Here is a 21,621-nt window from a genome sequence, read left to right as displayed (position 1 = left end):
TTAGCGAATTGCCAGCACATGCACGGCTACCAGTTTGCGCAGGCGGATGTATTCCTGCCCGTAGCCGCTGGATGCGTAGCCGTCGTGATTTGAACCAAACCCGGCATCAGGTAATGAGTAGCTGACAGAAACGCCCGCCACGGACTTGCTGGCGATCGTCTTCATCGGGTTACCGTTGGAATTGCCGGAGGCTGTCAGCGCGCCAGATACAAAGAGCAGATGAGCCGCTAATGCAGCCTGACCCTGTTCATACAGGCGGCCCCACACTTTGCGGCTCATCTGGTTTGCTGCATCTTCAAGAGCCCCGCTGATGCGGGCTGGTGCGGTGCTGGAGAATTCGGGGTAACGGTCAGTGAATTCCATGCTACCCCCTTCTGTTACTGCGGTGAGGACTTGTAATCCACGTAAACGGCGGACTGCGGCTGCTTCCACATGGCGCCGCCAAACGCTGAGCGATAACCGCACTCATACGTCAGCAGGTCACGTGCGCGGACAGGCAGCAGTTCCGGCATGTGAACTTCCATCTCAAGGTAATCCGCCTCATAGGTGTAAATCACCATGCGCGTCTTGCCTGATTTGATGCCTACTGCATAGTTGCTTGGCACCTTCACAAACGTGATGCTGAAAGCTTCATTGCCTGACGCTTTACGCAGCGCCGCCATGATGCGATCCATTGCCGCAACCGGCAGCAGGTCCGTTCCGACAATTGCCGAGTCAGGATCGAACTTCTGCATTGCCAGCATGAAATCACTGGCGTCCATCGCGATATTCGTTGGCTGGATGCGGTAGCCAGATTTCTTCCATGCTACGTTGTAGGCGTTAAGCACCAGCGCGACGAACTCAGCAGAAGTCATGTCCGCGATGGTTTTGTTGCCTGCGTCAGTAATTAGCTGCACGGAGGCGCCGGTCAGCAGGCCTTCCTGACCTTTCACGCCCTGATGGCCCACGTAACCGGCATACTGAATGGTTGCCAGCGCGTTAGCGTACAGGTCATCCTGCTTTTTAGACTGCAGGCTGATGTTCAGCCGGGCGATCTTCTCCAGCTCCTGCTGCGTCCAGGTGGCTGCTTTAGCCCACTGGCCCACAGGTGCCTTCATCCATTCGATATCGCTATCAATGGTTTTCAGGCTGTTGGTTTTGTTTCCGATGATGCCGTCTTTTACTGAGCCGACAACCGTAGAGACGCCGAAATCAACGTATTCGAGGGCGAAATCCAGACCCTCTTTGATCGGCAGCGCTTCACCGATGTTGATTTCCGGAAGCTCGCGTTCCTGCAGGGTCGTATCGCGCTCGGTCAGCGCTTCCTGCAGTACGTTTTCAAAATCTGCGGTTTCCATTGCCATTTCTTATTCTCCCGCCGCTGCCGGCGCTGCCTGCTGTACATAACCCAGGGTGATCGCCACGCAGTTATTGCCTGCGCTCACATCTTCAACCCAGTAACCCAAATCGATGTTGCCGGTTGCCTCGCTGGTAACCTTGCCAGCGTCTGCACCGGTCGCAACGATGTACGCCGTATCGCCGCGCACGAAGTCCACGCCGTCAACCGCCAGTGCGCCAACGCAGTCACCGTGTGAGAAGTGGCCGATATTAGAGGTCTTGTTAGCAGGTGCTGCGTCGCCGTAAATGTCACGCACCACGATGCCGTGAATGCGAGTGTCAGCTGCCAGAGGCATAACACCGCCTGCCGGATTAACAGCTACAAAAGTGCCGTACGCCAGCGGCGTGTTAGTCAGGTTCTCTTCACCCCAGACCTTGTCGTTTGAGCTGGACGCGCGTTTGATTGAACCCGGTTGGATAGTGCCGTCTGCACCGTCCCAGTCAGTGAATCCGAATGCCATGATTATTTACCTCCGAGGCGCTGGGTGGCCGTTTTAGTTGGAGCGGGCTTATTGTCGTTAAACAGGTGAGAACCGATGTTGCTGCGTGATTTAGCCGTAGCCTGAATCGCCGCATACGCCGCCCGGACCTCGCTGTCGGTCATTGCCTTAACCTGCGCATCGTTAAATGCACGTGTGCTGACCAGCACGGCAGAGCGAACGGCGCGGGCTGATTTAGCATCGTTAAAGTTAACTTTTGGGAAGCGGGCTTTTGCGTCGGTCAGAGTTGCTTCGGTTTCGCTGTCTGCCTGCAGAGCGGCGAGCTTATCTTCCAGCTCCTTCACCTTGTCTTTCAGGTCAGCATTCTCGGTTTCGAGCGCGGTGATTTTCGCGTCTTTGTCGTCGCCTCCGGAGGTGTCCGGATCTGCATCAACAGGAGGCGTAACAGTCATGCCTTCGAGTTGCGCTTTCAGTTCCGCAAGCTGAGACAGAACCTGCTGAGCCTGAGCGTTTGCCTCATCGGTACCCTGAGAGTTTAAATCTTCGAGGGCTTTTTCCAGTGCGGAAATCATCCCCACAATCTCATCGGGCGTCAGGCTGGCGCCATCTGCGTCTTTGAGCTTTTTGCCCTTCAGGAAACTGAGGGCGTCGGTTAGTGTTTTGAACATCGGCTTACCTTTTTTGTCGTTTAACTTACACTGAGGCCCGTAACGCCCCTCTGCCACGCCCGCGACGTGATTGCCGCGAATGTTGATGTGGTAAAGCTGCCCGCCCCGGTCAATCAGTTCTGCGGGCTCATAGCCAACCGAAACTTCCCGGATGCCTGTCTTTTCCAGTGCCTCAATCGCCGCTGAGTCAGTCAGGAAAACATCGCACTCCACCTCATCACCATTGATGCGGGTGTTTGCGATATGCCCTGAGGCTTTCTCTTTGTGGTCGTTCGCGTTCACTGCGCCATCGTCCGGATGCGTCAGCGTGAACGGTAGGCCGTTGAATGAGGCGAGGGTTTCTGGTTTGGATAGCTCATCGAGCGTGCGGGTTACTGTGATCTTCTTGTTGGCATCGCTGCCGGTTAACCCCAGCTCATGCCCGTAATATTCAATAGGACCGGCGCGGGTTATCGTCGCAGTGGTAATTACGTACCCCTGCGGTGTTCGTTTCCATGTCATGGCTTATTCCCACGCTACGTAAGGGAGAGAAAGGCACCGGCACTGGTAATCCTCGCCGGGGTTGCCCTCGTAGGCACCAATGCTGCTGCGCTTCTTCCACGTCTTGCCGCCGTCATCTGAGTAGGCGGTAGGATCGGAGTATTTGCAGAGTTTGCCGTTCAGGGCGAAGTGACTGTCACGCTCTCTCTCATCGCCTGTGCCGCTCCACTCGTACACGTCCAGCCCCAGCGCCTGACTGCGCGCTTCTGTCAGCTGTGAGTTGAGCTTTGCAGTCTGGTCGCGGGCAATGAAGCGGGCGCGGCTCAGAGAGACGTTACCGCGCTCCTGAATGATGCCTATAAGGTTCTCGCTCCGACCGCCTTCACGCAGGTTGCCGAAAACCTTCTCCCCGATGTCGTTGATGAAGTCAGTCTGAATAGACGTAATCAGATCGACGTTTTCGCGGACCGCATCCTCCATTTTCTCCCTGACAGCGCCGTCACCCAACATGCCGGTGAGGTCGATACCAAAGGCTTCTTTGTAGGTGCGCTGCGTCTGCTCTTTGTTCTGAAGGTTGGCCCTCCGAACAAGCCCGGAGGCTATGCGGCTGGCTATCTCGCCTATTGAGATGCTGGCGAGGCGCTGCATGATACGGGCGAGTCTGGCGGTGATTGAAAGCGGGTTGTCGTCTGGTGCGTCAGTAAGCGTTGGCCTTTCCAGTTCCTCAGTGACGATCTGAGTCATGCTGCTGATGAACTCTGATAGCCGGTCCCGGTACCACACCTCAGCGCGCTTGCTGGGTGTGGGTGGCCGCATCTTACGCCGCCGCGGCTTCCGGCGGCCCTGCTTGCGCTCCAGAAGTTGTTGTAATTCCATAGTTACCCCATGAGCCGGAATCTGCACCACCGCTGACGATGCCCTGAATTTCCTCCTCGGTTACCGTCTTCAGTACGCCTCGGGCAATCATCTCCCGGAGAGCGATCTCCTCGGTCAGAATCTCGCCGGTAACGAGCGTATTGAAGCCGGTCGCGTACTGAGTGAAGCGCGTTGCCTCTTCCGTTTCGTTGATGCTGTCGATTGACGGATATTCGTAGGTCATCTGCTCAGTAACAGCCAGGCGGTCAAGGAGGAACCTGTCAGCGAAATCCTGCATCGGCCGCAGGCGTGTTTCCTGCATGCCGTTGATGGTTTCGTAATAGGCTTTGTTATCCTCTTCCCCGCTGCTGAACCCGCTGGCAGACTGCCCGAACAGCACCGTGATAGGCCTGTCGAGCGCGCCAGCCAGTACGGTCGCCATCTTGGTGATGACGTCAGACAGCCCGGCAAACTGAGCGTTCTTCTGCTCATAGCGCCCCTGCGCCTCTGGTGTGCCTGCGTCAATTAGCAGGAGGCCGGTAGATGATTTCGTTTCCTTCATCACCCGCGCATAGTCCCGCACCTGCTGCTCCTGACCGGCGGCGATCTGGTTGTTCATGCCAGGCACAAACAGCACGTCCACATTCGCTTCCTGAATGGTGTCACCCGTGCTCAGAATGGCAGTGTCGAACGTCTTGATATGCTCATAGGGCGCCTGAAGGTCAGATGTACCGAATTTCGCACGGTCTTTGATGCTGTGCCGGCCAAGCTTCGTCCGGTGGCATCGGGTGTGGTGAAAGAGCAGCTGTTTGTTGCCGATGTCTATCTGGTAGGTCAGCGGCTCGCCAAAGTACGGGGAGCTGACATCAGTGATGACGTTGCTGTCCGGCGTGTACTCACCTTTGCGGAACACCAGAAACTTGATGATGTCCTCTGATTGCAGATTGACCTCACTGGCGATCAGCTCGTCAGAGCAATCGGTGACAGCCACAATGAGCGAGTCGCCCATCAGAGACGCCCAGCTCAGCGCATCGTTGAACACCTGATCCAGCTGAAGCTCTGCCTCAATATCTTCGATGCGTTGCACAAGAGTGCTATCCACGTCGCCTGAAAAGGTGCGCGGCAGCTTCAGCATGTCGGCGGCCGTCTTATCGATGTACTTCTTCACTACCCACGACTTTTTGTACATCGCGAGCAGCTCTTTATCCGGCACATCGGGCTTAGTGCTGCTGTAGCGCACGGCGCCGATTTTCTCCCCGAGGGATGTCATTAAGCTGACCAGGCCATCACTAAGACGACCAACAATTTTTTTCTTCGTCATTACATGATGTCCCATACCGTAGAACGGCCTTTGATATGCCCGTCGAGGCTATAGCGGATCGCATCCCAGCAGTGTTCATATCCGTCGGCCAGTTTCGGCAGCACCTCGCCAGTGATGCGGTCGGTTTTGTATGACCACATGCGGGCTTCCCGCGCCACGTTCTTACAGCGAGGGTGAATGATGATTTCATCGAAGCCACGCAAATGCGCCACGCCATCTTCAACGCTCCCCTGCCATTTCTTTGCGGCTGAGATGTCGAATCCTTTACGGCGCAGGTAGCTGATTGTCTCAGGACGCGCAGAGTCAGCTTTGATAGGCCAGTCGCGCGAACCGGGGACCGAGTCATACAGCGCTGGCATGTGATCGAGTTCAGTCTGCAGTCCGTACGCTTCGTATTCGATGTACAGCCGGTTGTGGAGAATGAAGGAGCGGATCAGCGTGTTAGGGTCTTTCGCAAAGCCGAAGTCGCCACCAAAGAAAAGCCGCTCTGCTTCTTTCCACAGCGTGTCACTGAACTCAGCTATGCGGTATTTGCCGGCCAGTACCTGCTTGTCGGAGTTCTCGAGATAAGCCCCCTCCCATACCCACGCGTAAGTTGCCGGGTCAAGACGCCTTAAGTCATTAAGCCGATCGCCTTCCAGTACCTTAGGGAACCACGGGTTATCTGAATAGTTCATCTCAACAGTGATGCAGTCATCGCCCGGAGACTTGCGGAACCGCTTGTCAGTCGCGCTACCGTCGCGCTCCGGGTTCCACGTCACCCATATTTCTGAATCTTCTTCGCGTACGGTCGGAGTGAGCTTCGTCCAGGCGGTTTCGCTGACTGATTCAGCCTCATCAACCCAGCAGAGCAGAATGCGCGCTTTCGACTTGATGCTGTCGAGGTTATGACGCAGGCCAGCAAACACGTAGCGAACGCTTCTGTCTGTTGTCCGGATGTAGTTTTCACCGATGTCAAAATTAGCCGCCAGCCATGGCACCGAAAGGATCGCCTGCTTCACCTCTTGCATGCTCGACTCTTCCAGCGAGTTCATAAATTCACGTGCGCACAGGATCACCCCGCTCTCACCGTTCATCATCGACTGATATGCCTTCACGGCCGTCATCAGGGCAAAGGTGCGCGTCTTGGCACTACCGCGGCCACCATGTGAGCAGCGATAGCGTTTACCGGTTGCAGTGAACAGTGGAGCAAGCTTTGCAGGGATTGGCAGCTGGGCGGTTTCACTCATGGCTTTGGCTCAACAGGCAGCAGCTGGATAGTCGTTGGCTTGGTCGCCATGCTGCCATCAGATGATTTGTGGTCGATTTCCTGACTGACTTTGTCACCGTACTTCTTCGGGTTCATGCGAGCCAGCGCCCACTTGCGAGTGTCGATACGCAGGCGTGCTTTTCCTACCGCCGCGGCCTCTTCGGCAACGTTGTCGGAAATATCAAACATCTCTTCGAAAATTGCGTCAGCGCGGGTCTCTGTGGCTTTCGCGTATTGGTCGCGAAACTCATCATGTTGTGCAAGCCAGCGGAATACGGTTGCCTTATTCGGCATCCCCGGACGCTCACAAACTTTGCGCAGGCTTTCACCGTCGGCAAGCAGTGAACAGATGTCAGCAGCCACCTCTGGTAGATAATCAGAAGGGCGGCCAGTTTTTTTGTTGGTCGCCATATGTAATCCTGTTATGAATATGCTTTTGCAGAAGGAGATGCAGCGTGAAGAAGGTTTCTGTAATTATTGCAGTGGCAATGCTTGCCGGCTGTGCAACAGCTCAGAAGATAAATCGCCCCGATGGCTCTACTGAGTACTTAGTCCAGTGTGGCGCCGGAACTGGATGGGATATCTGCTATTCAAAAGCAAATGAGCTATGCCCATCTGGATATGCAGACCTGTCTAAAGACGGTGGATTCAACCGCAAAGAACTTCGGATTCTGTGCAAGAAATAAAAAACCGCCCGGAGGCGGCTTTTAATTCAATATTAGCTTTCAGACTCGATAGCATCTTGTATTGCATCGGCAAGAGGCGCTATTTGGGCCGCGTACTGTTTTAGTTCATAATCAAAATTTCGAGGTCCAGCCTCGGTAGATACAGCAGCTTTAATCAACTCTAAAGCAGCTGATACAGCGACCAACCTTCTATGCTCATCATGCTCGCCGCCTAGTGGCGTCTCAAAATATTTTTCTAACATCACAACCTCCTTTTTATAAAGTGAGGCTACACATTACCCTTCGGATAAATCTTAGTGAAGTATTATTAACCATTATCAAGCCCACCCTTGGATGAGCTTTGTAATGGTCACTGAGAGCCGTTGTGAAAGTGGCTCTCTAAGGTTTTTCCCTGGTAGCTATGGAAAGCATCACCTCTACAAGTACCTTTGCCATTTCCATGCTTTCTTTTCCTGCGCTTATTCGCCCGGAATCTATGAGTAACACCCCAGACTCAATGTACCGTTCGACTGTCGCCAGTTGCTGCCTTTCATCTTTGGTCATTCCGGCAGCCCAGGGATTTTGATTTGAAGTTGGCTTGCCAGAGAATTGATCTCTGCCAACAAAACAGGTTTTGTATAACGCCAACCTGCCAGACCTGAACCACAGAAGCTTGCCATGTCTTTCTTCTGGTCAAACTCATGACACTTGATGTTCAACTGAGCGCTGAGGCTGTTTTTATGCTGCAGTTGTCCAGTAAAGTAATCATCCAGAACTTTGTAGGCTGCATATTTGAAGCCCGGGTTTAACCATGCGGCATAATCGTAAGCAACGAACTTTCCGCCATAGGTTCCACCCTTTACGCCGCGCTCAGTGAAAACCACAGATTCGTGGTTTTTCTCCAGCTCAGCCAGAAACTCCTTCGTCTGCTTATTGCGTAGGTAGTGATAGGGGGATTCGCTATCGCTTTTCCCACTGGCCTTCCACATGTCAGTCAGGCAAATCATACCTTCATGGTCAACGCGGATCGGTGTTTCACACAGTTTCAATGCTTTCATCGGATATGCCTTTTAGTGATGAACCTTGTTCGCACAGGAAAACGGCCCTCAGAAGGCTCCGACAGCCAGCCGGTTCCTCAAGGGTCATCCTGAAAGGTTCTGAGTTGAATGCGCTGCGACGCGCGGAGGTTTACTGCGGGTATAAAAAGCCCCGGGCTATGCCGGGGCGAGTACGTTTTTTTTGCCGCGTACGCTTGCAGATCAGCGAAGAGCTATTACTTTTAATTGTTCAGTTGGTTTCAAAATACCACTGGTTCCTTAATTCGGCGCAAAGGACGCGCCGCCTTTTTTCTCTTCAATCTTCCTGATGCCCGCCCGGTCAATGTTGCACTGACCAAGCAGGCCATACAGTTCAGCATTCAGCGACACGCTGTCACCGAACGTCATGCTGTCCGGCACCGGAGGCACATCAATCGGAGTGGTTAACTCAGCGGGGATCGGCAGGTTTTGCTGCTTTACTGTCCGGTACTCCACTTGCGGATTTTGCTGCGTCGCGCAGCCGGTCAACAGCATTGCTGTCAACAGGAGCGACAGCGCACTTGTCCGCCGCCAGATAGCGCTTGATTTCATTCTGGAGCTTCCTGTTTTGCTGTGCTGTGACTGCCCGTTGCTCAGTTACCTGAGACATGACGGCGTTCTGCTGATTTACTGCTGTGACCAGGTCTTTCACGCTGGAAGCCAGGTCATCGTTTTTAGAACGCAGGTCGTTTATCTGTGAGTCCTTATCGTTAGCCAGTTTCTCCAGCCGCTCATTTGTGGCGCTGAGTTGGGAGTTACGGGCATTCAGTCCCCAGAGGGCGATACAGATAAGACCGATGATAAAAACGCCTGAATTGTTTCGGATAAAGCCGATTACGTTGAGCATAGAATCCCCTTAGCCTTTGTGAGGCGGGATTTCCTGTCTTCTAAGCCGTTAGTGCCACCGTTAATAATTCTGGTGATGCGGGTAACATCATCAGAATCCGCCAGCTCGTTAAGTCCGTGATTCTTCCACCATGCCGCAGCCGATTCGGCAGCCAGCTTGTATCCGGTCAACAGGTCAGGATTGCCAACCACGTCAGCACCAAGCTGCTCAACCAACGCGGCATAGTTCGCCTTGCCGGTAATCTGAATCAGTCCACGCCCGCGATAGCGATAACCGTCACCTGATTCGATATCACCATTGCCGTTCCGGTTTGCATAAATGATATTGGCGATCATCTCCTGGTCGGCAGCGTGAAGCTCGTTGCGTCCGTACTTCTTGGCCTGTGCCGGGGTAATGCGCTTACTGAACATGGAAAGCAGTGCACTTTCGCTGTAATTCAGCCCTTCCTCTACTTTGCGAAATCCAGATGATTCATGACCTGTCTGTGCAATGAAATGAGCCTGCCTCAGCGGCGTGTTAATGCCGTACTTGGTCATCGCCATTGCAATGTTTGTGTACCAGGCGTCGCGCAGAACATCACTGACACCGGCAGCTCTTTGAAACTCACTGGCTGTTAACATCACTGTCTCCAAATCGTTTATCAATCTGGCGCCGGATTTTCGACGAGATGTAATCCACACCAAGGAAGCCAAGGAAAACAGCAGCAACGCGAGTCGTGTCTTCACTGAAGTTCCAGTTAAATACAGAGCCAATCACCTGTAGCGTTGGCTGAAGGAAGAATGCAAAGAAGCTACACATCGCCGCATCGAGAAAGCGGCGAGGCCATGTCTCTTTACCGATATACGTCGCACGGAGGAGAGCCATTACGCCAGCAAGGCCTGCATAACCGGATTCGTTTCTGTGGGCATAGAGCCAGGCTATAAGACTCGCCCAGAACCCAGGGTCTTTTTCTGGCATATTTTTCATCTCCACCTCCCGCCTTCGGGGTGGCTGTGTGTCGTTGTTGAAAGGAAGAAAATGCGCATCGACGACTACGGATCACGAGGTGTGTGGTAAGGGATTCGTCGTGCGCAAAAACGAGAAAAGGCCGCCAATGGCGACCTCTCTGAATGGATGTAAAAAAGCTGCCGCAGCGTCTCTAGGAACACTTACGGCAGCCTACCCTTATATAGTGGCTAATTGGCTAAAAGATGTCAATGGCTTTTTAGTGAATTTCCGATTGATAGATGCATTATCGCGAACGTTAAATGCATTTCGCAGCGGTTGATAGATTAAATACAGACTGGCATTGAGTATCTCATCTACCTCATTTCGGCATGTTGCCAGTGATGGCCGGCGAATACTTTCTCCACCGCGCCCTGACATTTTGCGGGGAGTTGCAACCTTGTGATAGTAAGATGCAATGGCTCGCTTGGAGGAACCATGAGCGTAGTAACTTAGCAGGATGCCAAAGGCTTTTTTGTCGATGCACATGACGGAATCCACGACCTGAGAAATCAAGAGTCCGTCATCATCGTTACACATCGGCCTGTATGGATAGGATTGGGGCTCAACAGTTGCCATATACTGCGCTATGACACTGCTCTGGCGCTTTTCCAGTCTGCCTGAATAAACCCATGCGCCCCACAGCTCAAGCCAGCCATTCAGCCAGTCGTGCTGGTCTTTTGTCAGGTTAAGCTCGCGTACTGACATGCTTTGCCCCCATGATTTTCGCTGTGTTGCGCAATATGCGGTAGTTGATTTCATACATGCCGCGCATTTTCATGATGCGAAGCTTCAGCCACTTCTCTTTGAGGTATTCGGTCATGCTGGCCTCCTGTTCCATGCCCTGATAGCTTCACGCTTGGTTTCATATGTGTCGGTAATGGGTTTGATCACGCATTGCCTTGTCGCGCACCCTGCGTATACGCCATCACCATCAGAGAAAAGCTCCGCATTGCCACCACAGAATGGGCACTCAAGAAGTGATGCCCATTGCGGAAGATTGAGATCGAAAATCATGGGTTTCATGCTGCCTCCCGGATGATCTGGTCGTCACTCAGATACAGGCCGCCGAAGCTGTAGCGGATGCCTTCACGCACATCTTCAAGCGTGCAGAATGGGAAGTGGTTCAGATAGAACTCGGTCGCCCTGTCAGCCTCGGAAAGAAGCTCAGATGCATGCTGCGGTCGAATAACAAAAATGACGCCCTGAAAGATCGTTGCCGTTTCGCATGGGTAATGGATTTTCTTAACGTATTTTTTTGTCATACAGCCTCCAGTTCGGTGATAACCACTTCCAGCCTGCCGCCCCTTACCACTTCACAACGCACCATGCGCACGTCATCAATCAGGCTGTCGTCAGCAATGACGCCTGCATGTGTGAGTGAGTCGAGAGGTGCTTTGAAGAGGTTGTCGAGGTCACGTCGGGCGCGTGTAGGTGGATATGCGAGGATTTTTACTTTCAGCCTGCCGGCCAGTTGGAATTGCTGATTTGCTTCGGTGATTTGCTTGGTTACTGCTGCGGTGTATTCCCTTCCCTTTTTGCTTTTTATCTTTCGCCCTCGGAATACTGAGAAGAGGTTGTTATTCCCGGGCGGCCAGGGCAACGATATCCGATACTGGTTCATGTTTTTACAAGCCCCTCCTTCAGCCAGATTACCTGCGTCCTTAAAACACCCTCAGCATGCATCAGGGAAAGCTCTTCACGGCTGTAGCTGGTCTTTACACGGCCATCGACAATATCGTGACAGCAGTTGCAGGCAATCGCTCCAAGCAGGTCATGCGGCTTAATGCCGGTTCCACATGTGCCAGTCAGGCGAAGATGTGCAAGACATGACGTTTCAGGGTTGTGGTTGCAATAACCGGGAATCCGTATCTGGCACTCTCTTCCGCGAGCTTCTTTCCGCAAGTTACTCATCATCGTCTCCAGCCATATATCCGTTCGGGTCTCTGAATATCGTGTAGAAGGCACAGCAGTCAGAGCAGACGAATGTCTCGTCTGGTGACAGCGGGATTCCACAATCTGCACAGAGTCGCTCTACTGGTTCGCTCATCGCGTCGTCCTCATCCTGTCCCATTTCGCGCGCAGCAGGCCGCCTACGTAATCAAACGTGGTTATCTGGCTGGCGGTTGGGATTGGTTTCTTGCGGGGCTTACGGTGGGTGACGCGGAACTTGAGGTTATCTATCGCTTTTTGCGTGATACTCACTCGCTGTCGCATGGCTCGACCTCCGCTATCAGCTTATCGAGATACCAGCGGGCCTTTTTGAGGTCTTCAGCCGGTGCCAGCTTCTTCTCGTAGCGCCACAGATACTTCTGGATGTTTCCTTTCAGGTATCCGAGAAACGCTTCGCTGGTCATGCTGGCTTTCATGGCGTCGATACACTCAATGCCGCCCGTCGTGTAATGCGATGGATGGTTAACGTTGTCAGTCATTTTTGGCGGCTCTCCATGAGTCTGGCCCTGCTGTCCATATAACGCAGCTGGCTTGGCGAAAAACCCATGCGCTCGCTGATTATCTGAAAGCTCAACCCTTGCTGGCGAAGTTTCTTAACACGATTGCACTGCTCAGGTGTGTGATGTGTGTATCTGCTCATGCTTCACTCCCGCGATTGTTTGCGCTCTGCCAGTAGCGGCTCATGACTGCATCAGGAACGCGTAGTTTTATCTGCCGCCGGTACGCCCAGTTCTGAACCCCTTTAACAGGACGCTGCAACTGTCGGGCAATAACATCAACCGGCACTTTCCCGGCAACCCGCCGGATGTATGCTGCGTCGTCAGTGCTGAACGGTGTTCGTTTGTTCATGTTCCGCTCCTGTTGTGTTTCTCGCTCGCCACACCCGGCAGGAGGTCGAATGCGTTGTTGCACTGATTCCCCCACATATCCCAGCCAGCAACACTGTCACGGCTGAATAACTCACAACGCGGTACATCTCCCAGCAACCTGACCATTAGATCCCGGAATTCTGGCGGCTTGGCGCTGTGTTCCATGCGAGGGGCTGTGACATGCTGACAAATTGATGCGTCCATGCGATCCGGCAATTTACCCTTAACCGCGAACAAGCAGTCTTCGGTGTTGGCTCGCGTCATGTGGCCCATACCTATCGCACTGTTACCTTTGCGCTTATTGGTTTTGTGCCAGGTGAAGCCCTTCATGGTCATCAGGCGAAAACCCCATGCATCCATGACCTTTAACGCTTCCATCGGCTGAGTTGGCACCCACCACATTGCAAGCAGGCAGCTTTCGGCTGCTAAATCCCAGACCGGAAGGCGACAAATTTCCGCAACGGTCATTGTTTGATATTTATGGCCTGCGCCTCGTTCGCCGTCATTGGCTTTATCCCGGTATGTCCATGGCGGATCTGCATAAATCAGGGTGTATTTTTTCATGCCGCACTCCCAAATCTGTTGGCCCACTCCCGAGCTCGCGCTGATTCATCACTGAACCTGACGTTATGCTCGGTGCCGAAGGCGTGGATTAATTCGATAAGGTCACGCATCTCACTGACGCGCATCTTGCTTGTTGACTGGCCCAGCACTACGAAGCCGCCATTTATCCCTGGCACCGTCTCCTGTCCCTTCAGGCTGGCGCTGAAAATGTTCTTCCAGCTGTCCGAGTCGAGTTTCTTCCCGTACCACACCACCTGCTGCGATACGTCACGCAGGCAGGCCCAAAGCATGCGATTTTGCGCAAGGCTGCGGGTGTCTTCCTGGATGATTATCTGTAGGGGGCGATCGGTATTGGTGGGGAGGTTCTGAATGGCTTCTATGCAGTTCTGGCGTATCCTGCTGTCACGAAGCAGGAAGCGCTTTGTCTCCATCGCTCTGCTCCTGTTTGCTGCGGGCTACACACCACACTCTCCACGAAGTTTGAACTGTGAAATTTTGATAATTCCCCCAGTCCATAAAAAAATCATTAAATCCAAGCGCCCTCATGAGAGCCTCGAATTCCGCCCGTTCCAGCTCATCGTTGTTCATAGTTTCCTCCTGCAGTTAACGCAAAATTTTGCAGGTCTAACATAGCCGGGAATCGGAAATTAGCCACGGCCTCACGCATTGCTTTACCAGTCACATGGATAAACCCGTTTTCGTCTATAACGTATGTTCCCTGATTATTTTTTAAGGCTTCAAATAGACGTTTTTGGCTTGGCGTCATCTCACTCTCCTTCCTGATGTTTGCCGGACGCCTTCTCTTGCTGCTCTAGCACTGGCAGCGCTATCTCTAAGGCCTGCCTGAAGTAAGCTCTGTCGATGCTAAGACCAAACTCTTTCTCGACAGCATTGATGCGTTCAATGAAATATCGCGCTTTATCAGCTGTTAGCGGTTTCATCACTCTTCCTCTTTGTCGTGCATCATCAGGTAGCACTCCATTGCAGCCCTTAATGGGTTTTCATGCTCTGAATAAATCCACGGCCGAAATGTCGCGCCCCAAAGCCCTTCTTCGTTCCAGTCTGAAATCAACGAAATAGAATTTTTTCGGATAATCGGACCGGCATCAGCCCATGAGTTGCAGGGGTTGAATGATTCAGCCTCAACTTCAAATTCAACATGCTCACCAAGCTGCACGTCATTTGCTGTGAAGGTGACAACCATTGCGCCATTTTCTCCTTCTTTGAAATCAGGCGCGCCGTCATGTAATGCCACAAATACTCTCCAGTTAATCTCAAAGTCAGACTTCTTGCTGTAGTCCATCAAAATCCACCTCTCTTCTGCGGCTTGGCTTCGCGCTCTGCGGCCTTAGCCTGATATGCCAGCTGGTCAGCGTCGTAGATGGCGCCGTTCTTCTGCTCTGCGTACACAACGCCGGTCTTGCCGTGGCGGTTAAGCCGCAGAAGCAGCTCTGTTTCGTGCTGCGGGTAGTTCTCGTCGTAGGCGCCTTCACGGTAGATACCCAGCCAGTAGTCGCAATCCTGCTCAATCTGTCCGGTGTCGCGTGAGTCGCTTGGGAGAGGTCGCTTGTTGGTACGCTTCTCAAGGTCGCGGTTAAGCTGCGTCAGAAGCACCACTACGCAACCAAGCTCTTTAGCGAGGTTCTTCAGGCCTTTCGTGATTAAGCCGAATGACAGGTCATTGCGATCGGCCTTTTCGCCAGTCATCAGCGTCAGGTAGTCAACCATCACCATGCCGACGGCTCCCTTCTCGCGCTTAATGCGGCGGGACTCTGCAACGATGTGCGCCAGCGTGATGCCGGGCGTGTCGTCGATGAACAGGTTGCCGGACTGGACCAGCTCCATTGCGTGGCCGTTAGCCAGTGCGAAGTCAGTATCGTTATCGCTGCCTCGGTAGAAAATATCCGTATTCACGCCAGAAGCCTGACCTACCATGCGCTCGAAGATTTGTTTATCGGGCATTTCCAGAGAGAACAGAACGGCCGGCAGCTTCTCACGCATTGCTGTGTTAATTGCCATCTGGCTGTAAAGCGTGGTTTTACCCATCTTTGGCCGGGCGCCGATGACGAACAGCGAGCCTTTGACCAGCCCTTTTGGCTCAAGCATGGCGTCCAGAGAAGGGATGCCGGTAGATAACCCGCGGTGCGCGCCAGTGTTATCAAAACGACCCTCAACCTCTCGCAGCCAGTCATCCATCACATCAATCAGCGCTCTGGCGCCGCGGCGGTTGCCCGTCTTGGCATAGTCGCTAATCTGGCTGGTCAGGGTGCTGACGGCTTCCAGCTTCTCAACCGCGTTCATGGTGCTGCGCGTGTAGAGCATCTCGGTTGCTTCGGCCAGTTTGCTGATGGCGTAACGTTCCATTGCACAGTCACGAACTGCCGCCGCGTAGTGAACGATATTCGCTACTGATGGGACGCCCTTGCTGATTTCAGCAAGGTAGGCAAATCCGCCTGTCTGCTCCAGCTGACCACGACGGCCCAGCTCATCGGATACGGTCAGCAGGTCTACCGGCTGGTTGCGCTTCAGGAGGTCACGCACGGCTTCGAAGATGGCGCCGTGAGCCTTGTTGTAAAAACTTTCCGGCTTCAGCATCGCCAGCACCTTCTGGCTACGCTCTTCGCCACCATCCAGCATGATGCCACCCAGCACGGCCTGCTCAGCGTCGGTGTTGTGTGGCGGGGTTTTGTAATCAGCGGTCATCCTTGTCTCCTTCCCGAACTTCCAGATAAAGCTTCTCAGACAGGAAGCTGTCGAACTTCATGCGGCGCCATGTCTTGCCAGTGCGGTTATCAGGGCGGTCTTCCAGCATCCAGCGGCAGTTGGCGCTGATGTACTGCAGGTACTCCCGAAAGCCCTGCATGGTGAGAGGCTGACCGTTGTCCATCTGGCGGGCAATTTTGTTGGCCTTTGTCCAGAACCGTTTAATCAGGTTGCGGCGCGTATCGTCCATCACCCTCCAGCCTCTGGCTTCCGGAAGTTCTTCTTTCAGGCATTGCCAGACTTCTTCGCAGGAAATCCGTTGCTTTGGTTCAGCCTGTTTTGCGGCGCCAGTTGCACACTCAATATCTTTAGATATTGAGTTATTAGTTATTAATTCATTGTATGTGGTAATTTGCTGGGAATCTGTTGGGACAACCTCAGCTACACGCCTTATTCCATGCGGGTTTGCGTTGGTAATCTGTTGGTAATCTGTTGGTAAAAAATCAGCCTGATATTCATCGTATTTGAGGATGGTTATCACGGTGAATTTACGATTAGATTCCGCGCTGATCATCTCCATGCTGACGAACTTTCTCAGCAGGTACTGAATGCGATCAGGTGAGATTCCGGTTTCGCTAGCCAGCTTGTGACGACCGGTAATGCACTGGCCTCTACCAAGCTGGATATCGCCGAACTCTGTGTTTGAAACGATAGGCTTGTGAGTGGCCTTCATCACCAGGTGGAACCAGAGGTGAACGGCTTGAGAGTCCTTGTAGAATCCACAGTCCATAATTTTTCTGTGGAACAAGGCAAACCCCTTATCTACTGAAGGTTTCGCTTCCTGCTGCTTATAGTCCTTGTGATCAGATATTTTCCTGACGACGTTACTCATTTGCCCTTCTCCTTCGCTTTGTGTTCGTCCAGCATCTGCCGAAACTTCTTTGCAGCTGCCTCGCTAAAGCCACTAAGGAAGCGTTCACGGGCAAGGTTTTTCTTTGCATCGTTATGGTCAACTACATGATTTCGTGCCATAATTACCTCGTTGAAATTGCACATATTTCGATACTAGGCCTCGAAGAATTCGCCGTTCTTCGGGGCTTTTTCTTTGGTTATTTCCAACTGCAACTTTGCGAACTCCATCGCAACTGTCATCAGCCATCGGTACTGCTCCATTGGCATCTTCTTTTCTCCGTGCATGACAAAATCCTCTACGCCGCTGGCGGCGAGAGTTTCCATTAGCTCCGGGTATTTTTCTGTCCTGCGAAGGATGGTTGAATCAGCTACGTTAAGCAGCTTTGCAACCACTGTCTGACGGGTGTTGCTTAGTGCCTGATGTGCGGTTGCCAGCAGATGACGACCGATAAAAGATACGCTGTCCGATTTGCGTGGTTTTGCCTGTTCCATTTAGTAATATTCTCTTGTTGGTTAGTTAGTTAGGCGTGACAAAGCCGTAGCTATTGCCACGAACGTTTGTTGTTTCGTTTGGATTTCGCTTTTCAGCGACGTAGGACTTCGTGTCCGTTGTGAAAAGAGCGTTGGTACTTATGCTGCTGTAGGGGGGAAAAGATCATCTATTCCCACTGACGCACCGTGCTTATTCAGCACACTTACAATCAGGCGACACTGGGCTACATTGAGGCTTCTGCGTCCATTCTCGTAATGGCCAATTGCACCCTTTGTTAGCCCAAGCTCGGTAGCAAGGTCGCCTTGCGTCAGTCCCAACTGCTTTCGAATGCTTCGCAAGTTGTTCATGAGTTCCTCCTTTAAAGCAATAGTATACATTTCGTATTTATAGCAATCAAGCCGAATATACAAAATGTGTCTCGATAAAAGAAATACAGAATGTATGATTTAGTGATGAACATGAAATGGAATGAACTCGCCAAATCCCTCATGAAGGATCAGGGCGTTAATCAAGAAAAGCTTGCTGAGCATCTTGGTTTAACCAAGGGTGCGGTTAGCCATTGGCTGAATGCAAGGCGTGAACCGGCAATCGAGGATATAGCCAAAATCCTCCGCTACTTGGGTATGCGTGAGTTCACCGTAAATAGTGACGGAACAATAGGATCGCCAGGCAATGTGGCAAACGTCACCAATTATGAAACTTATATCCCTAGCAATAAGTATCCGGTTTTGAGCAAGGTTCAGGCAGGGGCTTGGTGTGAGGCCTGCGAGCCGTATGCGTTAAAAGACATAGACTTATGGCTTGAGACGGATTCGCATATTCAGGGCGAAGCTTTTTGGCTTGAGGTTGATGGGGATTCAATGACCGCGCCTATGGGATTAAGCATCCCTGAAGGGACATACGTTCTTTTTGATACAGGCCGAGAGCCGGTGAACGGCAGTTTAGTTGTAGCTAAGCTTACCGATAGTAATGAGGCGACCTTCAAAAAGCTGATTATTGATGGCGGCCAGAAGTACTTGAAGGGGTTAAACCCTCAGTGGCCAATGATACCTATCAATGGGAACTGCCGGATCATCGGCGTAGCGATCGAAACGAAGATGCGCTTGGTTTAAGGCTCAGTGGCCGGAAGAGACGTTTGGGTGAGATGAGGTCGCAGAAATGCTGCCTTTTTTGTTGTTATGGGTTGACAATTGGACATACTAATAACCTATGGGTTTTAAAGCCCTTCAAGTTCAACGCTCAGAATTCCGTGCTGTCATTCATGAATCCTCAGTGTATTATGCTATCTAAATTTAAGCAGTTATGTCTTATTTAGCATGATTCATGATGACGTAGTGTGATAAACGATTTATCATTACTCAAAAATGAGCAAAGGATGTATAATGCACTGTACATCCATACAGACATCTGAAAGCGTCGTTCTTTTGGATTAACCTTCTACTATCTAAATTTAACCAAAGGAGGCATAACATGGCTTACTCTGCTATTGCGGTAGCTAATGCCTTCATTGAAAAGGCAAATAGTAAAGGCATTAACGACCTATCGCCCATGAAGCTCCAGAAGCTCGTCTTTTTTGCTCAGTCTTGGAGCTTGAGACTTCTAGAGCGTCCGCTAGTTGAAGATTTTTTTGCAAAGTGGCAGTACGGGCCTGTAGTGCCTCAGCTTTACCATGCAGTAAAGGATTATGGCAATAGACACATTTCCGGCCTGATAAGTACGCTTGAATTCACTGATGATGGCGGCTTTTCAACCGTGACACCTAAAGTTGATGATGACATTCAGTACAACTGCCTAATTGATAACATTTTAGATGTTTATGGCTCAATGACGGCTGCATATTTGTCAAAGCTAACGCACTTGCCTGGGTCGGCGTGGTCCAAAACGGGTGATGAGCAGGCGGTGATTGACAACAGGCTACTGAAGGAATGCATTGTCATTGAAGAAGGCAGGTTTATGTCCTCTGCAGAGTTTCCTTTTAATTTTGACCTTGAGCGCATGGAGTGCCGCGCTAATGATGAGTTTATCATCATCCCAGATGAGGTGTCTTCGGTCGAAGATATGGATGCTTGGTTAAAGGAGATGGTTGGGAAATGAGAGTCAGCTTAGGAAAGCAATTTGGTAAAGAACTTCTCAACTACCCCAAGGAAGATAAAGAAAAAATTTACCAGTTTATTCTTCATGTTAAGGAAAATGGTTTATCAGGATTAGAGGGCAGGAATAAATCCTCGGATAATGTACATAAAGATGATCCTGAATATCTAAAAAAGGTGAAGTTAGCGGTACAGTACAGGTTATGGCACTATCATATTGGCATTGTCGAATATGATTACAGTAAACCTTTCGGTGACAGAACCTCTGAGTATGTGCTGCACTATATGAACGAGTTGGAACCAAAAGAGATAAAGGTGGTTGATTTCTCAGCTCACCCTCCATTTAGACCGCCATCTGCCTCATACTTAATGTAACCCGGCCACCGCGCCGGGTTTTTATTGCTCGGACAATAAAGCTTCCCTCACTTCTGCCGATAATCTTTCATCATGATCATATCTGGGAACTCTCGATGAAAGTCGTTAAAGCCGCACTCTTCCTTAGCATCGCTCTTCTTGCTGGCTGTGCCACGAAGCAGTACCCCCAAGCCCCGTCGTTAACGCCTGAAGAAGTTGCAGTTTTTGACTGTAAGGCTCTTGATCAGGAAATTGCCAAAGTTCACAGCATGCAGAATCAGATTAAAGAAACTGGTAGCTTTGATGGAAGAACCGTTTTGGGTTTTATGGGTGATTTCGGCTTAGGGAACGGTTTGGCTAAAAGCGCAGCTACCGAAAAAGCTAATGCTCGATTAATGCAATTGCAAAACATCAAAGCCTCCAAGAACTGCCAATAAACTTTACTTGAAGACACTAGCCCGCCACTGTGCGGGCTTTTTTGTGCCTGTGATATGCCTCGCAAAAAATAAATTCACACCAAAATCATGCACATAATGTATCCACATCAAATTTGTATACATTTCGTATTGAATTGCATGAATACGTTTTGTATATTACATCCATCAGCACGACGCTGAGTCAGTAACGAAACGGACAACACGCTCTTTATACAACGGTGACGGATCACCTACGTGGCTGAAAAGCCAAATTCATATACCGATGCGGATTTCCGAATGCGTTGATAGCAGCGCAACCGGAAGCCCACAGGAGGATTTATGACACGCAGAACAGCATTTACCGGTTCAGCAGAAAGCCGCCGCCGTGAGCGCCGCGCACATCTGCAAAGTGAAGTTAGCAAAAGCGCGGATACATTACACCGCCCTACCCCTAGCCGCGTTGAGCTGCAGTGCAAGCGCAAGCCAATGAGCCAGGCGGACAAACTGACGCCTAACGAGTACACGCTTCAAATTGAAGCCGCTGCTGAGCGCGTAACGTTGTCGCTTGGTAAGCGTAAGAACTTCGACACCGTTCGTCCGGGCGCAACGCACATTGTTAACGCCCGACAGAAGATGCGCGGGAAATCGATTCCGGCTTATTACGATTGATTCTTTTCGATGTCGATGCGTAATTAATCAAAGAATAGCAGTTACGCCTTGGCGATAATCATTAACAAAGCGCCAGGAGGGAAAATGAAAAGCAATATGTCTTACACCGCAATGCGGGTGAAGCAGTTTGGTTTCACCCCAGCAGTAGAGGTTGAATGCATCGATGGGAACAGCAAAGAAAAAACGGACTGTTTATTGCTATTTAAAACAATTGATGAAGTAATTTTCTTGGGTGCCGACAACCTCCATCCTTTAACAAAAGCGGAAATGAAGCAAGTTGCTATTGATGCGTTGCAGGTTGGCAAGGGCAAATTGCAAATTGAAGCTAAACAGCGTGTAAGTGAGTTGGAAAGCAGCAGGTTGCGGCAGGCCAGCAGAGCAAAACAGTTTAACGATGCGATAGCAGGATGGTCTCGCGAGTTGCAGTCGCTTAACTGGGATGTCCAGAACGGCCTTGATACCCCAACCCTTAGATCTCGCTTATCCTCGCTTGTTAATAGCATGGAAAAGCTAAAGCCAAAGAAATGAAACTTTATACACAGGTCGCCACGGCGGCCTTTTTTATTACCTGAATTCAGGCCAACACCATGGTTACACGAGAAGAGAGTGTGGTGATTGTTTTAACAATAGTCGCGC

General features: G+C 51.4%; 42 protein-coding genes. 7 read left to right on the top strand and 35 right to left on the bottom strand.

Annotated features, from left to right (window positions below; all coding sequences use genetic code 11):
• The 8 genes from B1H58_RS15430 to B1H58_RS15395 are packed head-to-tail and all read right to left on the bottom strand — an operon-like array spanning position 1 to position 6,801.
• Positions 1-363, bottom strand: a complete 363-nt coding sequence (locus tag B1H58_RS15430) for a DUF4054 domain-containing protein (RefSeq protein ID WP_085071356.1) — start codon at positions 361-363, stop codon at positions 1-3.
• Positions 364-377: 14 nt separating this feature from the next.
• Positions 378-1,343, bottom strand: coding sequence for a major capsid family protein (locus B1H58_RS15425; RefSeq protein ID WP_085071355.1), 966 nt, complete (start codon positions 1,341-1,343; stop codon positions 378-380).
• A gap of 3 nt (positions 1,344-1,346) precedes the next feature.
• On the bottom strand, positions 1,347-1,838 hold the full coding sequence (locus B1H58_RS15420; RefSeq protein WP_085071354.1) for a structural cement protein Gp24: 492 nt from the start codon (positions 1,836-1,838) through the stop codon (positions 1,347-1,349).
• 2 nt (positions 1,839-1,840) lie between these two features.
• A complete protein-coding gene (locus B1H58_RS15415; protein ID WP_085071353.1) occupies positions 1,841-2,986 on the bottom strand; it encodes a DUF2213 domain-containing protein in 1,146 nt (381 codons plus the stop codon).
• A gap of 3 nt (positions 2,987-2,989) precedes the next feature.
• Positions 2,990-3,841, bottom strand: a complete 852-nt coding sequence (locus tag B1H58_RS15410) for a phage head morphogenesis protein (protein ID WP_085071352.1) — start codon at positions 3,839-3,841, stop codon at positions 2,990-2,992.
• Positions 3,783-5,141, bottom strand: coding sequence for a phage portal protein (locus B1H58_RS15405; protein WP_085071351.1), 1,359 nt, complete (start codon positions 5,139-5,141; stop codon positions 3,783-3,785). Before B1H58_RS15405 ends, B1H58_RS15410 begins: the two co-directional genes overlap by 59 nt.
• Positions 5,141-6,370: a PBSX family phage terminase large subunit gene (locus tag B1H58_RS15400; protein WP_085071350.1), complete on the bottom strand. Its 1,230-nt coding sequence runs from the start codon at positions 6,368-6,370 to the stop codon at positions 5,141-5,143. Before B1H58_RS15400 ends, B1H58_RS15405 begins: the two co-directional genes overlap by 1 nt.
• Positions 6,367-6,801 (bottom strand): terminase small subunit-like protein, encoded by a 435-nt coding sequence (locus tag B1H58_RS15395; RefSeq protein WP_085071349.1) that lies wholly within the window; start codon positions 6,799-6,801, stop codon positions 6,367-6,369. The genes B1H58_RS15400 and B1H58_RS15395 overlap by 4 nt, the downstream gene beginning before the upstream one ends.
• Positions 6,802-6,845: 44 nt before the next feature.
• On the opposite strand from B1H58_RS15395, the gene B1H58_RS15390 reads away from it, so the two are divergent.
• Positions 6,846-7,076 carry a hypothetical protein gene (locus B1H58_RS15390; RefSeq protein WP_237172415.1) on the top strand — a complete coding sequence of 77 codons (231 nt, stop codon included), beginning with the start codon at positions 6,846-6,848 and terminating at the stop codon, positions 7,074-7,076.
• Between the two features lie 32 nt (positions 7,077-7,108).
• On the opposite strand, the gene B1H58_RS15385 is transcribed toward B1H58_RS15390, so the two are convergent.
• The 27 genes from B1H58_RS15385 to B1H58_RS15280 form a co-directional block, all read right to left on the bottom strand.
• Entirely contained in the window at positions 7,109-7,318 is a 210-nt protein-coding gene (locus B1H58_RS15385) for a hypothetical protein (protein WP_085071348.1), read from the bottom strand.
• A gap of 297 nt (positions 7,319-7,615) precedes the next feature.
• The gene (locus B1H58_RS15380; RefSeq protein WP_085071347.1) at positions 7,616-8,113 is read right to left on the bottom strand and encodes a KilA-N domain-containing protein; all 498 of its coding nucleotides are present in this window, start codon (positions 8,111-8,113) and stop codon (positions 7,616-7,618) included.
• Positions 8,114-8,371: 258 nt separating this feature from the next.
• Positions 8,372-8,626 (bottom strand): Rz1-like lysis system protein LysC, encoded by a 255-nt coding sequence (lysC, locus tag B1H58_RS21320; protein WP_418304128.1) that lies wholly within the window; start codon positions 8,624-8,626, stop codon positions 8,372-8,374.
• Positions 8,541-8,978, bottom strand: coding sequence for a coiled-coil domain-containing protein (locus B1H58_RS15375; RefSeq protein ID WP_085071346.1), 438 nt, complete (start codon positions 8,976-8,978; stop codon positions 8,541-8,543). The genes lysC and B1H58_RS15375 overlap by 86 nt, the downstream gene beginning before the upstream one ends.
• Positions 8,966-9,598, bottom strand: coding sequence for a glycoside hydrolase family 19 protein (locus B1H58_RS15370; RefSeq protein WP_085071345.1), 633 nt, complete (start codon positions 9,596-9,598; stop codon positions 8,966-8,968). The genes B1H58_RS15375 and B1H58_RS15370 overlap by 13 nt, the downstream gene beginning before the upstream one ends.
• Positions 9,582-9,944, bottom strand: a complete 363-nt coding sequence (locus B1H58_RS15365) for a phage holin, lambda family (protein ID WP_237172414.1) — start codon at positions 9,942-9,944, stop codon at positions 9,582-9,584. The genes B1H58_RS15370 and B1H58_RS15365 overlap by 17 nt, the downstream gene beginning before the upstream one ends.
• Positions 9,945-10,142: 198 nt before the next feature.
• Positions 10,143-10,670, bottom strand: coding sequence for an antiterminator Q family protein (locus B1H58_RS15360; protein ID WP_085071344.1), 528 nt, complete (start codon positions 10,668-10,670; stop codon positions 10,143-10,145).
• Positions 10,651-10,785: a YlcG family protein gene (locus B1H58_RS20690; RefSeq protein ID WP_167373295.1), complete on the bottom strand. Its 135-nt coding sequence runs from the start codon at positions 10,783-10,785 to the stop codon at positions 10,651-10,653. Before B1H58_RS20690 ends, B1H58_RS15360 begins: the two co-directional genes overlap by 20 nt.
• Positions 10,782-10,979, bottom strand: coding sequence for a Lar family restriction alleviation protein (locus B1H58_RS21315; protein WP_418304157.1), 198 nt, complete (start codon positions 10,977-10,979; stop codon positions 10,782-10,784). The genes B1H58_RS20690 and B1H58_RS21315 overlap by 4 nt, the downstream gene beginning before the upstream one ends.
• A gap of 5 nt (positions 10,980-10,984) precedes the next feature.
• Complete coding sequence (locus tag B1H58_RS15350) at positions 10,985-11,227, bottom strand: hypothetical protein (protein ID WP_085071342.1); 243 nt, start codon at positions 11,225-11,227, stop codon at positions 10,985-10,987.
• Positions 11,224-11,586 (bottom strand): RusA family crossover junction endodeoxyribonuclease, encoded by a 363-nt coding sequence (locus B1H58_RS15345; protein ID WP_085071341.1) that lies wholly within the window; start codon positions 11,584-11,586, stop codon positions 11,224-11,226. Before B1H58_RS15345 ends, B1H58_RS15350 begins: the two co-directional genes overlap by 4 nt.
• Positions 11,583-11,876, bottom strand: coding sequence for a DUF1364 domain-containing protein (locus tag B1H58_RS15340; protein WP_085071340.1), 294 nt, complete (start codon positions 11,874-11,876; stop codon positions 11,583-11,585). The genes B1H58_RS15345 and B1H58_RS15340 overlap by 4 nt, the downstream gene beginning before the upstream one ends.
• Complete coding sequence (locus B1H58_RS15335) at positions 11,869-12,012, bottom strand: protein NinF (protein ID WP_237172413.1); 144 nt, start codon at positions 12,010-12,012, stop codon at positions 11,869-11,871. The genes B1H58_RS15340 and B1H58_RS15335 overlap by 8 nt, the downstream gene beginning before the upstream one ends.
• Positions 12,009-12,179 (bottom strand): NinE family protein, encoded by a 171-nt coding sequence (locus B1H58_RS20685; RefSeq protein WP_157130190.1) that lies wholly within the window; start codon positions 12,177-12,179, stop codon positions 12,009-12,011. Before B1H58_RS20685 ends, B1H58_RS15335 begins: the two co-directional genes overlap by 4 nt.
• Positions 12,164-12,394 (bottom strand): DUF3310 domain-containing protein, encoded by a 231-nt coding sequence (locus B1H58_RS15330; protein ID WP_085071338.1) that lies wholly within the window; start codon positions 12,392-12,394, stop codon positions 12,164-12,166. The genes B1H58_RS20685 and B1H58_RS15330 overlap by 16 nt, the downstream gene beginning before the upstream one ends.
• A gap of 157 nt (positions 12,395-12,551) precedes the next feature.
• Positions 12,552-12,764 carry a hypothetical protein gene (locus B1H58_RS15325; protein ID WP_085071337.1) on the bottom strand — a complete coding sequence of 71 codons (213 nt, stop codon included), beginning with the start codon at positions 12,762-12,764 and terminating at the stop codon, positions 12,552-12,554.
• On the bottom strand, positions 12,761-13,348 hold the full coding sequence (locus B1H58_RS15320; protein ID WP_085071336.1) for an MT-A70 family methyltransferase: 588 nt from the start codon (positions 13,346-13,348) through the stop codon (positions 12,761-12,763). Before B1H58_RS15320 ends, B1H58_RS15325 begins: the two co-directional genes overlap by 4 nt.
• Positions 13,345-13,779, bottom strand: a complete 435-nt coding sequence (locus tag B1H58_RS15315; RefSeq protein WP_085071335.1) for a recombination protein NinB — start codon at positions 13,777-13,779, stop codon at positions 13,345-13,347. The genes B1H58_RS15320 and B1H58_RS15315 overlap by 4 nt, the downstream gene beginning before the upstream one ends.
• Positions 13,751-13,936: a hypothetical protein gene (locus B1H58_RS15310; protein ID WP_085071334.1), complete on the bottom strand. Its 186-nt coding sequence runs from the start codon at positions 13,934-13,936 to the stop codon at positions 13,751-13,753. The genes B1H58_RS15315 and B1H58_RS15310 overlap by 29 nt, the downstream gene beginning before the upstream one ends.
• Positions 13,923-14,114: a hypothetical protein gene (locus B1H58_RS15305; protein WP_085071333.1), complete on the bottom strand. Its 192-nt coding sequence runs from the start codon at positions 14,112-14,114 to the stop codon at positions 13,923-13,925. Before B1H58_RS15305 ends, B1H58_RS15310 begins: the two co-directional genes overlap by 14 nt.
• A gap of 1 nt (position 14,115) precedes the next feature.
• Positions 14,116-14,289 (bottom strand): hypothetical protein, encoded by a 174-nt coding sequence (locus B1H58_RS20680; protein WP_157130189.1) that lies wholly within the window; start codon positions 14,287-14,289, stop codon positions 14,116-14,118.
• Entirely contained in the window at positions 14,289-14,651 is a 363-nt protein-coding gene (locus B1H58_RS15300) for a phage protein NinX family protein (RefSeq protein WP_085071332.1), read from the bottom strand. Before B1H58_RS15300 ends, B1H58_RS20680 begins: the two co-directional genes overlap by 1 nt.
• The gene (locus tag B1H58_RS15295; protein ID WP_085071331.1) at positions 14,651-16,051 is read right to left on the bottom strand and encodes a DnaB-like helicase C-terminal domain-containing protein; all 1,401 of its coding nucleotides are present in this window, start codon (positions 16,049-16,051) and stop codon (positions 14,651-14,653) included. Before B1H58_RS15295 ends, B1H58_RS15300 begins: the two co-directional genes overlap by 1 nt.
• Positions 16,041-16,943 (bottom strand): DNA replication protein, encoded by a 903-nt coding sequence (locus B1H58_RS15290; protein WP_085071330.1) that lies wholly within the window; start codon positions 16,941-16,943, stop codon positions 16,041-16,043. The genes B1H58_RS15295 and B1H58_RS15290 overlap by 11 nt, the downstream gene beginning before the upstream one ends.
• On the bottom strand, positions 16,940-17,083 hold the full coding sequence (locus tag B1H58_RS20675) for a hypothetical protein (protein WP_157130188.1): 144 nt from the start codon (positions 17,081-17,083) through the stop codon (positions 16,940-16,942). Before B1H58_RS20675 ends, B1H58_RS15290 begins: the two co-directional genes overlap by 4 nt.
• A 33-nt stretch (positions 17,084-17,116) precedes the next feature.
• On the bottom strand, positions 17,117-17,455 hold the full coding sequence (locus B1H58_RS15285) for a hypothetical protein (protein ID WP_085071329.1): 339 nt from the start codon (positions 17,453-17,455) through the stop codon (positions 17,117-17,119).
• A 138-nt stretch (positions 17,456-17,593) separates the two neighbouring features.
• Positions 17,594-17,803 carry a helix-turn-helix transcriptional regulator gene (locus B1H58_RS15280; protein WP_085071328.1) on the bottom strand — a complete coding sequence of 70 codons (210 nt, stop codon included), beginning with the start codon at positions 17,801-17,803 and terminating at the stop codon, positions 17,594-17,596.
• A gap of 90 nt (positions 17,804-17,893) precedes the next feature.
• Here B1H58_RS15280 and B1H58_RS15275 point away from each other — a divergent pair, with 90 nt between their 5' ends.
• The 6 genes from B1H58_RS15275 to B1H58_RS15250 all read left to right on the top strand — a co-directional run bounded on the left by B1H58_RS15275 (position 17,894) and on the right by B1H58_RS15250 (position 21,513).
• The gene (locus tag B1H58_RS15275; protein WP_418304127.1) at positions 17,894-18,568 is read left to right on the top strand and encodes a LexA family protein; all 675 of its coding nucleotides are present in this window, start codon (positions 17,894-17,896) and stop codon (positions 18,566-18,568) included.
• Between the two features lie 358 nt (positions 18,569-18,926).
• Entirely contained in the window at positions 18,927-19,550 is a 624-nt protein-coding gene (locus tag B1H58_RS15270) for a Panacea domain-containing protein (RefSeq protein WP_085071327.1), read from the top strand.
• Entirely contained in the window at positions 19,547-19,921 is a 375-nt protein-coding gene (locus B1H58_RS15265) for a hypothetical protein (protein ID WP_085071326.1), read from the top strand. The genes B1H58_RS15270 and B1H58_RS15265 overlap by 4 nt, the downstream gene beginning before the upstream one ends.
• A 95-nt stretch (positions 19,922-20,016) precedes the next feature.
• The gene (locus B1H58_RS15260; protein WP_085071325.1) at positions 20,017-20,337 is read left to right on the top strand and encodes a hypothetical protein; all 321 of its coding nucleotides are present in this window, start codon (positions 20,017-20,019) and stop codon (positions 20,335-20,337) included.
• Between the two features lie 318 nt (positions 20,338-20,655).
• Positions 20,656-20,985 carry a transcriptional antitermination N peptide gene (locus tag B1H58_RS15255; RefSeq protein ID WP_157130187.1) on the top strand — a complete coding sequence of 110 codons (330 nt, stop codon included), beginning with the start codon at positions 20,656-20,658 and terminating at the stop codon, positions 20,983-20,985.
• 84 nt (positions 20,986-21,069) lie between these two features.
• Positions 21,070-21,513 (top strand): hypothetical protein, encoded by a 444-nt coding sequence (locus B1H58_RS15250; protein WP_085071324.1) that lies wholly within the window; start codon positions 21,070-21,072, stop codon positions 21,511-21,513.
• Positions 21,514-21,621: the final 108 nt, after the last annotated feature.

Source organism: Pantoea alhagi, assembly GCF_002101395.1.
Classification (GTDB): Bacteria; Pseudomonadota; Gammaproteobacteria; order Enterobacterales; family Enterobacteriaceae; genus Mixta; species Mixta alhagi.
Note: the sequence above shows the minus strand (reverse complement) of the source record. Positions and strands in the feature narration are given on the sequence as shown.

Excerpts from the sequence above, each read along its gene's own strand:
- B1H58_RS15295 (WP_085071331.1), bottom strand. The coding sequence starts at position 16,051 with ATGACCGCTGATTACAAAACCCCGCCACACAACACCGACGCTGAGCAG.
- B1H58_RS15415 (WP_085071353.1), bottom strand. The coding sequence starts at position 2,986 with ATGACATGGAAACGAACACCGCAGGGGTACGTAATTACCACTGCGACG.
- B1H58_RS15425 (WP_085071355.1), bottom strand. The coding sequence starts at position 1,343 with ATGGCAATGGAAACCGCAGATTTTGAAAACGTACTGCAGGAAGCGCTG.
- B1H58_RS15270 (WP_085071327.1), top strand. The coding sequence starts at position 18,927 with ATGGCTTACTCTGCTATTGCGGTAGCTAATGCCTTCATTGAAAAGGCA.
- B1H58_RS15370 (WP_085071345.1), bottom strand. The coding sequence starts at position 9,598 with ATGTTAACAGCCAGTGAGTTTCAAAGAGCTGCCGGTGTCAGTGATGTT.
- B1H58_RS15310 (WP_085071334.1), bottom strand. The coding sequence starts at position 13,936 with ATGAACAACGATGAGCTGGAACGGGCGGAATTCGAGGCTCTCATGAGG.
- B1H58_RS15280 (WP_085071328.1), bottom strand. The coding sequence starts at position 17,803 with ATGAACAACTTGCGAAGCATTCGAAAGCAGTTGGGACTGACGCAAGGC.
- B1H58_RS15305 (WP_085071333.1), bottom strand. The coding sequence starts at position 14,114 with ATGACGCCAAGCCAAAAACGTCTATTTGAAGCCTTAAAAAATAATCAG.
- B1H58_RS15350 (WP_085071342.1), bottom strand. The coding sequence starts at position 11,227 with ATGACAAAAAAATACGTTAAGAAAATCCATTACCCATGCGAAACGGCA.
- B1H58_RS15365 (WP_237172414.1), bottom strand. The coding sequence starts at position 9,944 with ATGAAAAATATGCCAGAAAAAGACCCTGGGTTCTGGGCGAGTCTTATA.
- B1H58_RS15275 (WP_418304127.1), top strand. The coding sequence starts at position 17,894 with ATGTATGATTTAGTGATGAACATGAAATGGAATGAACTCGCCAAATCC.
- B1H58_RS15385 (WP_085071348.1), bottom strand. The coding sequence starts at position 7,318 with ATGTTAGAAAAATATTTTGAGACGCCACTAGGCGGCGAGCATGATGAG.
- B1H58_RS15380 (WP_085071347.1), bottom strand. The coding sequence starts at position 8,113 with ATGAAAGCATTGAAACTGTGTGAAACACCGATCCGCGTTGACCATGAA.
- B1H58_RS15250 (WP_085071324.1), top strand. The coding sequence starts at position 21,070 with ATGAAAAGCAATATGTCTTACACCGCAATGCGGGTGAAGCAGTTTGGT.
- B1H58_RS15300 (WP_085071332.1), bottom strand. The coding sequence starts at position 14,651 with ATGGACTACAGCAAGAAGTCTGACTTTGAGATTAACTGGAGAGTATTT.
- B1H58_RS15315 (WP_085071335.1), bottom strand. The coding sequence starts at position 13,779 with ATGGAGACAAAGCGCTTCCTGCTTCGTGACAGCAGGATACGCCAGAAC.
- B1H58_RS20680 (WP_157130189.1), bottom strand. The coding sequence starts at position 14,289 with ATGAAACCGCTAACAGCTGATAAAGCGCGATATTTCATTGAACGCATC.
- B1H58_RS15255 (WP_157130187.1), top strand. The coding sequence starts at position 20,656 with ATGACACGCAGAACAGCATTTACCGGTTCAGCAGAAAGCCGCCGCCGT.
- B1H58_RS20675 (WP_157130188.1), bottom strand. The coding sequence starts at position 17,083 with ATGGCACGAAATCATGTAGTTGACCATAACGATGCAAAGAAAAACCTT.
- B1H58_RS15405 (WP_085071351.1), bottom strand. The coding sequence starts at position 5,141 with ATGACGAAGAAAAAAATTGTTGGTCGTCTTAGTGATGGCCTGGTCAGC.
- B1H58_RS15265 (WP_085071326.1), top strand. The coding sequence starts at position 19,547 with ATGAGAGTCAGCTTAGGAAAGCAATTTGGTAAAGAACTTCTCAACTAC.
- B1H58_RS15345 (WP_085071341.1), bottom strand. The coding sequence starts at position 11,586 with ATGAACCAGTATCGGATATCGTTGCCCTGGCCGCCCGGGAATAACAAC.
- B1H58_RS15325 (WP_085071337.1), bottom strand. The coding sequence starts at position 12,764 with ATGAACAAACGAACACCGTTCAGCACTGACGACGCAGCATACATCCGG.
- B1H58_RS15335 (WP_237172413.1), bottom strand. The coding sequence starts at position 12,012 with ATGAGCGAACCAGTAGAGCGACTCTGTGCAGATTGTGGAATCCCGCTG.
- B1H58_RS15340 (WP_085071340.1), bottom strand. The coding sequence starts at position 11,876 with ATGAGTAACTTGCGGAAAGAAGCTCGCGGAAGAGAGTGCCAGATACGG.
- B1H58_RS15330 (WP_085071338.1), bottom strand. The coding sequence starts at position 12,394 with ATGACTGACAACGTTAACCATCCATCGCATTACACGACGGGCGGCATT.
- B1H58_RS15320 (WP_085071336.1), bottom strand. The coding sequence starts at position 13,348 with ATGAAAAAATACACCCTGATTTATGCAGATCCGCCATGGACATACCGG.
- B1H58_RS15290 (WP_085071330.1), bottom strand. The coding sequence starts at position 16,943 with ATGAGTAACGTCGTCAGGAAAATATCTGATCACAAGGACTATAAGCAG.
- lysC (WP_418304128.1), bottom strand. The coding sequence starts at position 8,626 with ATGCTGTTGACCGGCTGCGCGACGCAGCAAAATCCGCAAGTGGAGTAC.
- B1H58_RS15260 (WP_085071325.1), top strand. The coding sequence starts at position 20,017 with ATGAAAGTCGTTAAAGCCGCACTCTTCCTTAGCATCGCTCTTCTTGCT.
- B1H58_RS20685 (WP_157130190.1), bottom strand. The coding sequence starts at position 12,179 with ATGCGACAGCGAGTGAGTATCACGCAAAAAGCGATAGATAACCTCAAG.
- B1H58_RS20690 (WP_167373295.1), bottom strand. The coding sequence starts at position 10,785 with ATGACCGAATACCTCAAAGAGAAGTGGCTGAAGCTTCGCATCATGAAA.
- B1H58_RS15420 (WP_085071354.1), bottom strand. The coding sequence starts at position 1,838 with ATGGCATTCGGATTCACTGACTGGGACGGTGCAGACGGCACTATCCAA.
- B1H58_RS15400 (WP_085071350.1), bottom strand. The coding sequence starts at position 6,370 with ATGAGTGAAACCGCCCAGCTGCCAATCCCTGCAAAGCTTGCTCCACTG.
- B1H58_RS15430 (WP_085071356.1), bottom strand. The coding sequence starts at position 363 with ATGGAATTCACTGACCGTTACCCCGAATTCTCCAGCACCGCACCAGCC.
- B1H58_RS15360 (WP_085071344.1), bottom strand. The coding sequence starts at position 10,670 with ATGTCAGTACGCGAGCTTAACCTGACAAAAGACCAGCACGACTGGCTG.
- B1H58_RS15410 (WP_085071352.1), bottom strand. The coding sequence starts at position 3,841 with ATGGAATTACAACAACTTCTGGAGCGCAAGCAGGGCCGCCGGAAGCCG.
- B1H58_RS15285 (WP_085071329.1), bottom strand. The coding sequence starts at position 17,455 with ATGGAACAGGCAAAACCACGCAAATCGGACAGCGTATCTTTTATCGGT.
- B1H58_RS15395 (WP_085071349.1), bottom strand. The coding sequence starts at position 6,801 with ATGGCGACCAACAAAAAAACTGGCCGCCCTTCTGATTATCTACCAGAG.
- B1H58_RS15375 (WP_085071346.1), bottom strand. The coding sequence starts at position 8,978 with ATGCTCAACGTAATCGGCTTTATCCGAAACAATTCAGGCGTTTTTATC.
- B1H58_RS21315 (WP_418304157.1), bottom strand. The coding sequence starts at position 10,979 with ATGATTTTCGATCTCAATCTTCCGCAATGGGCATCACTTCTTGAGTGC.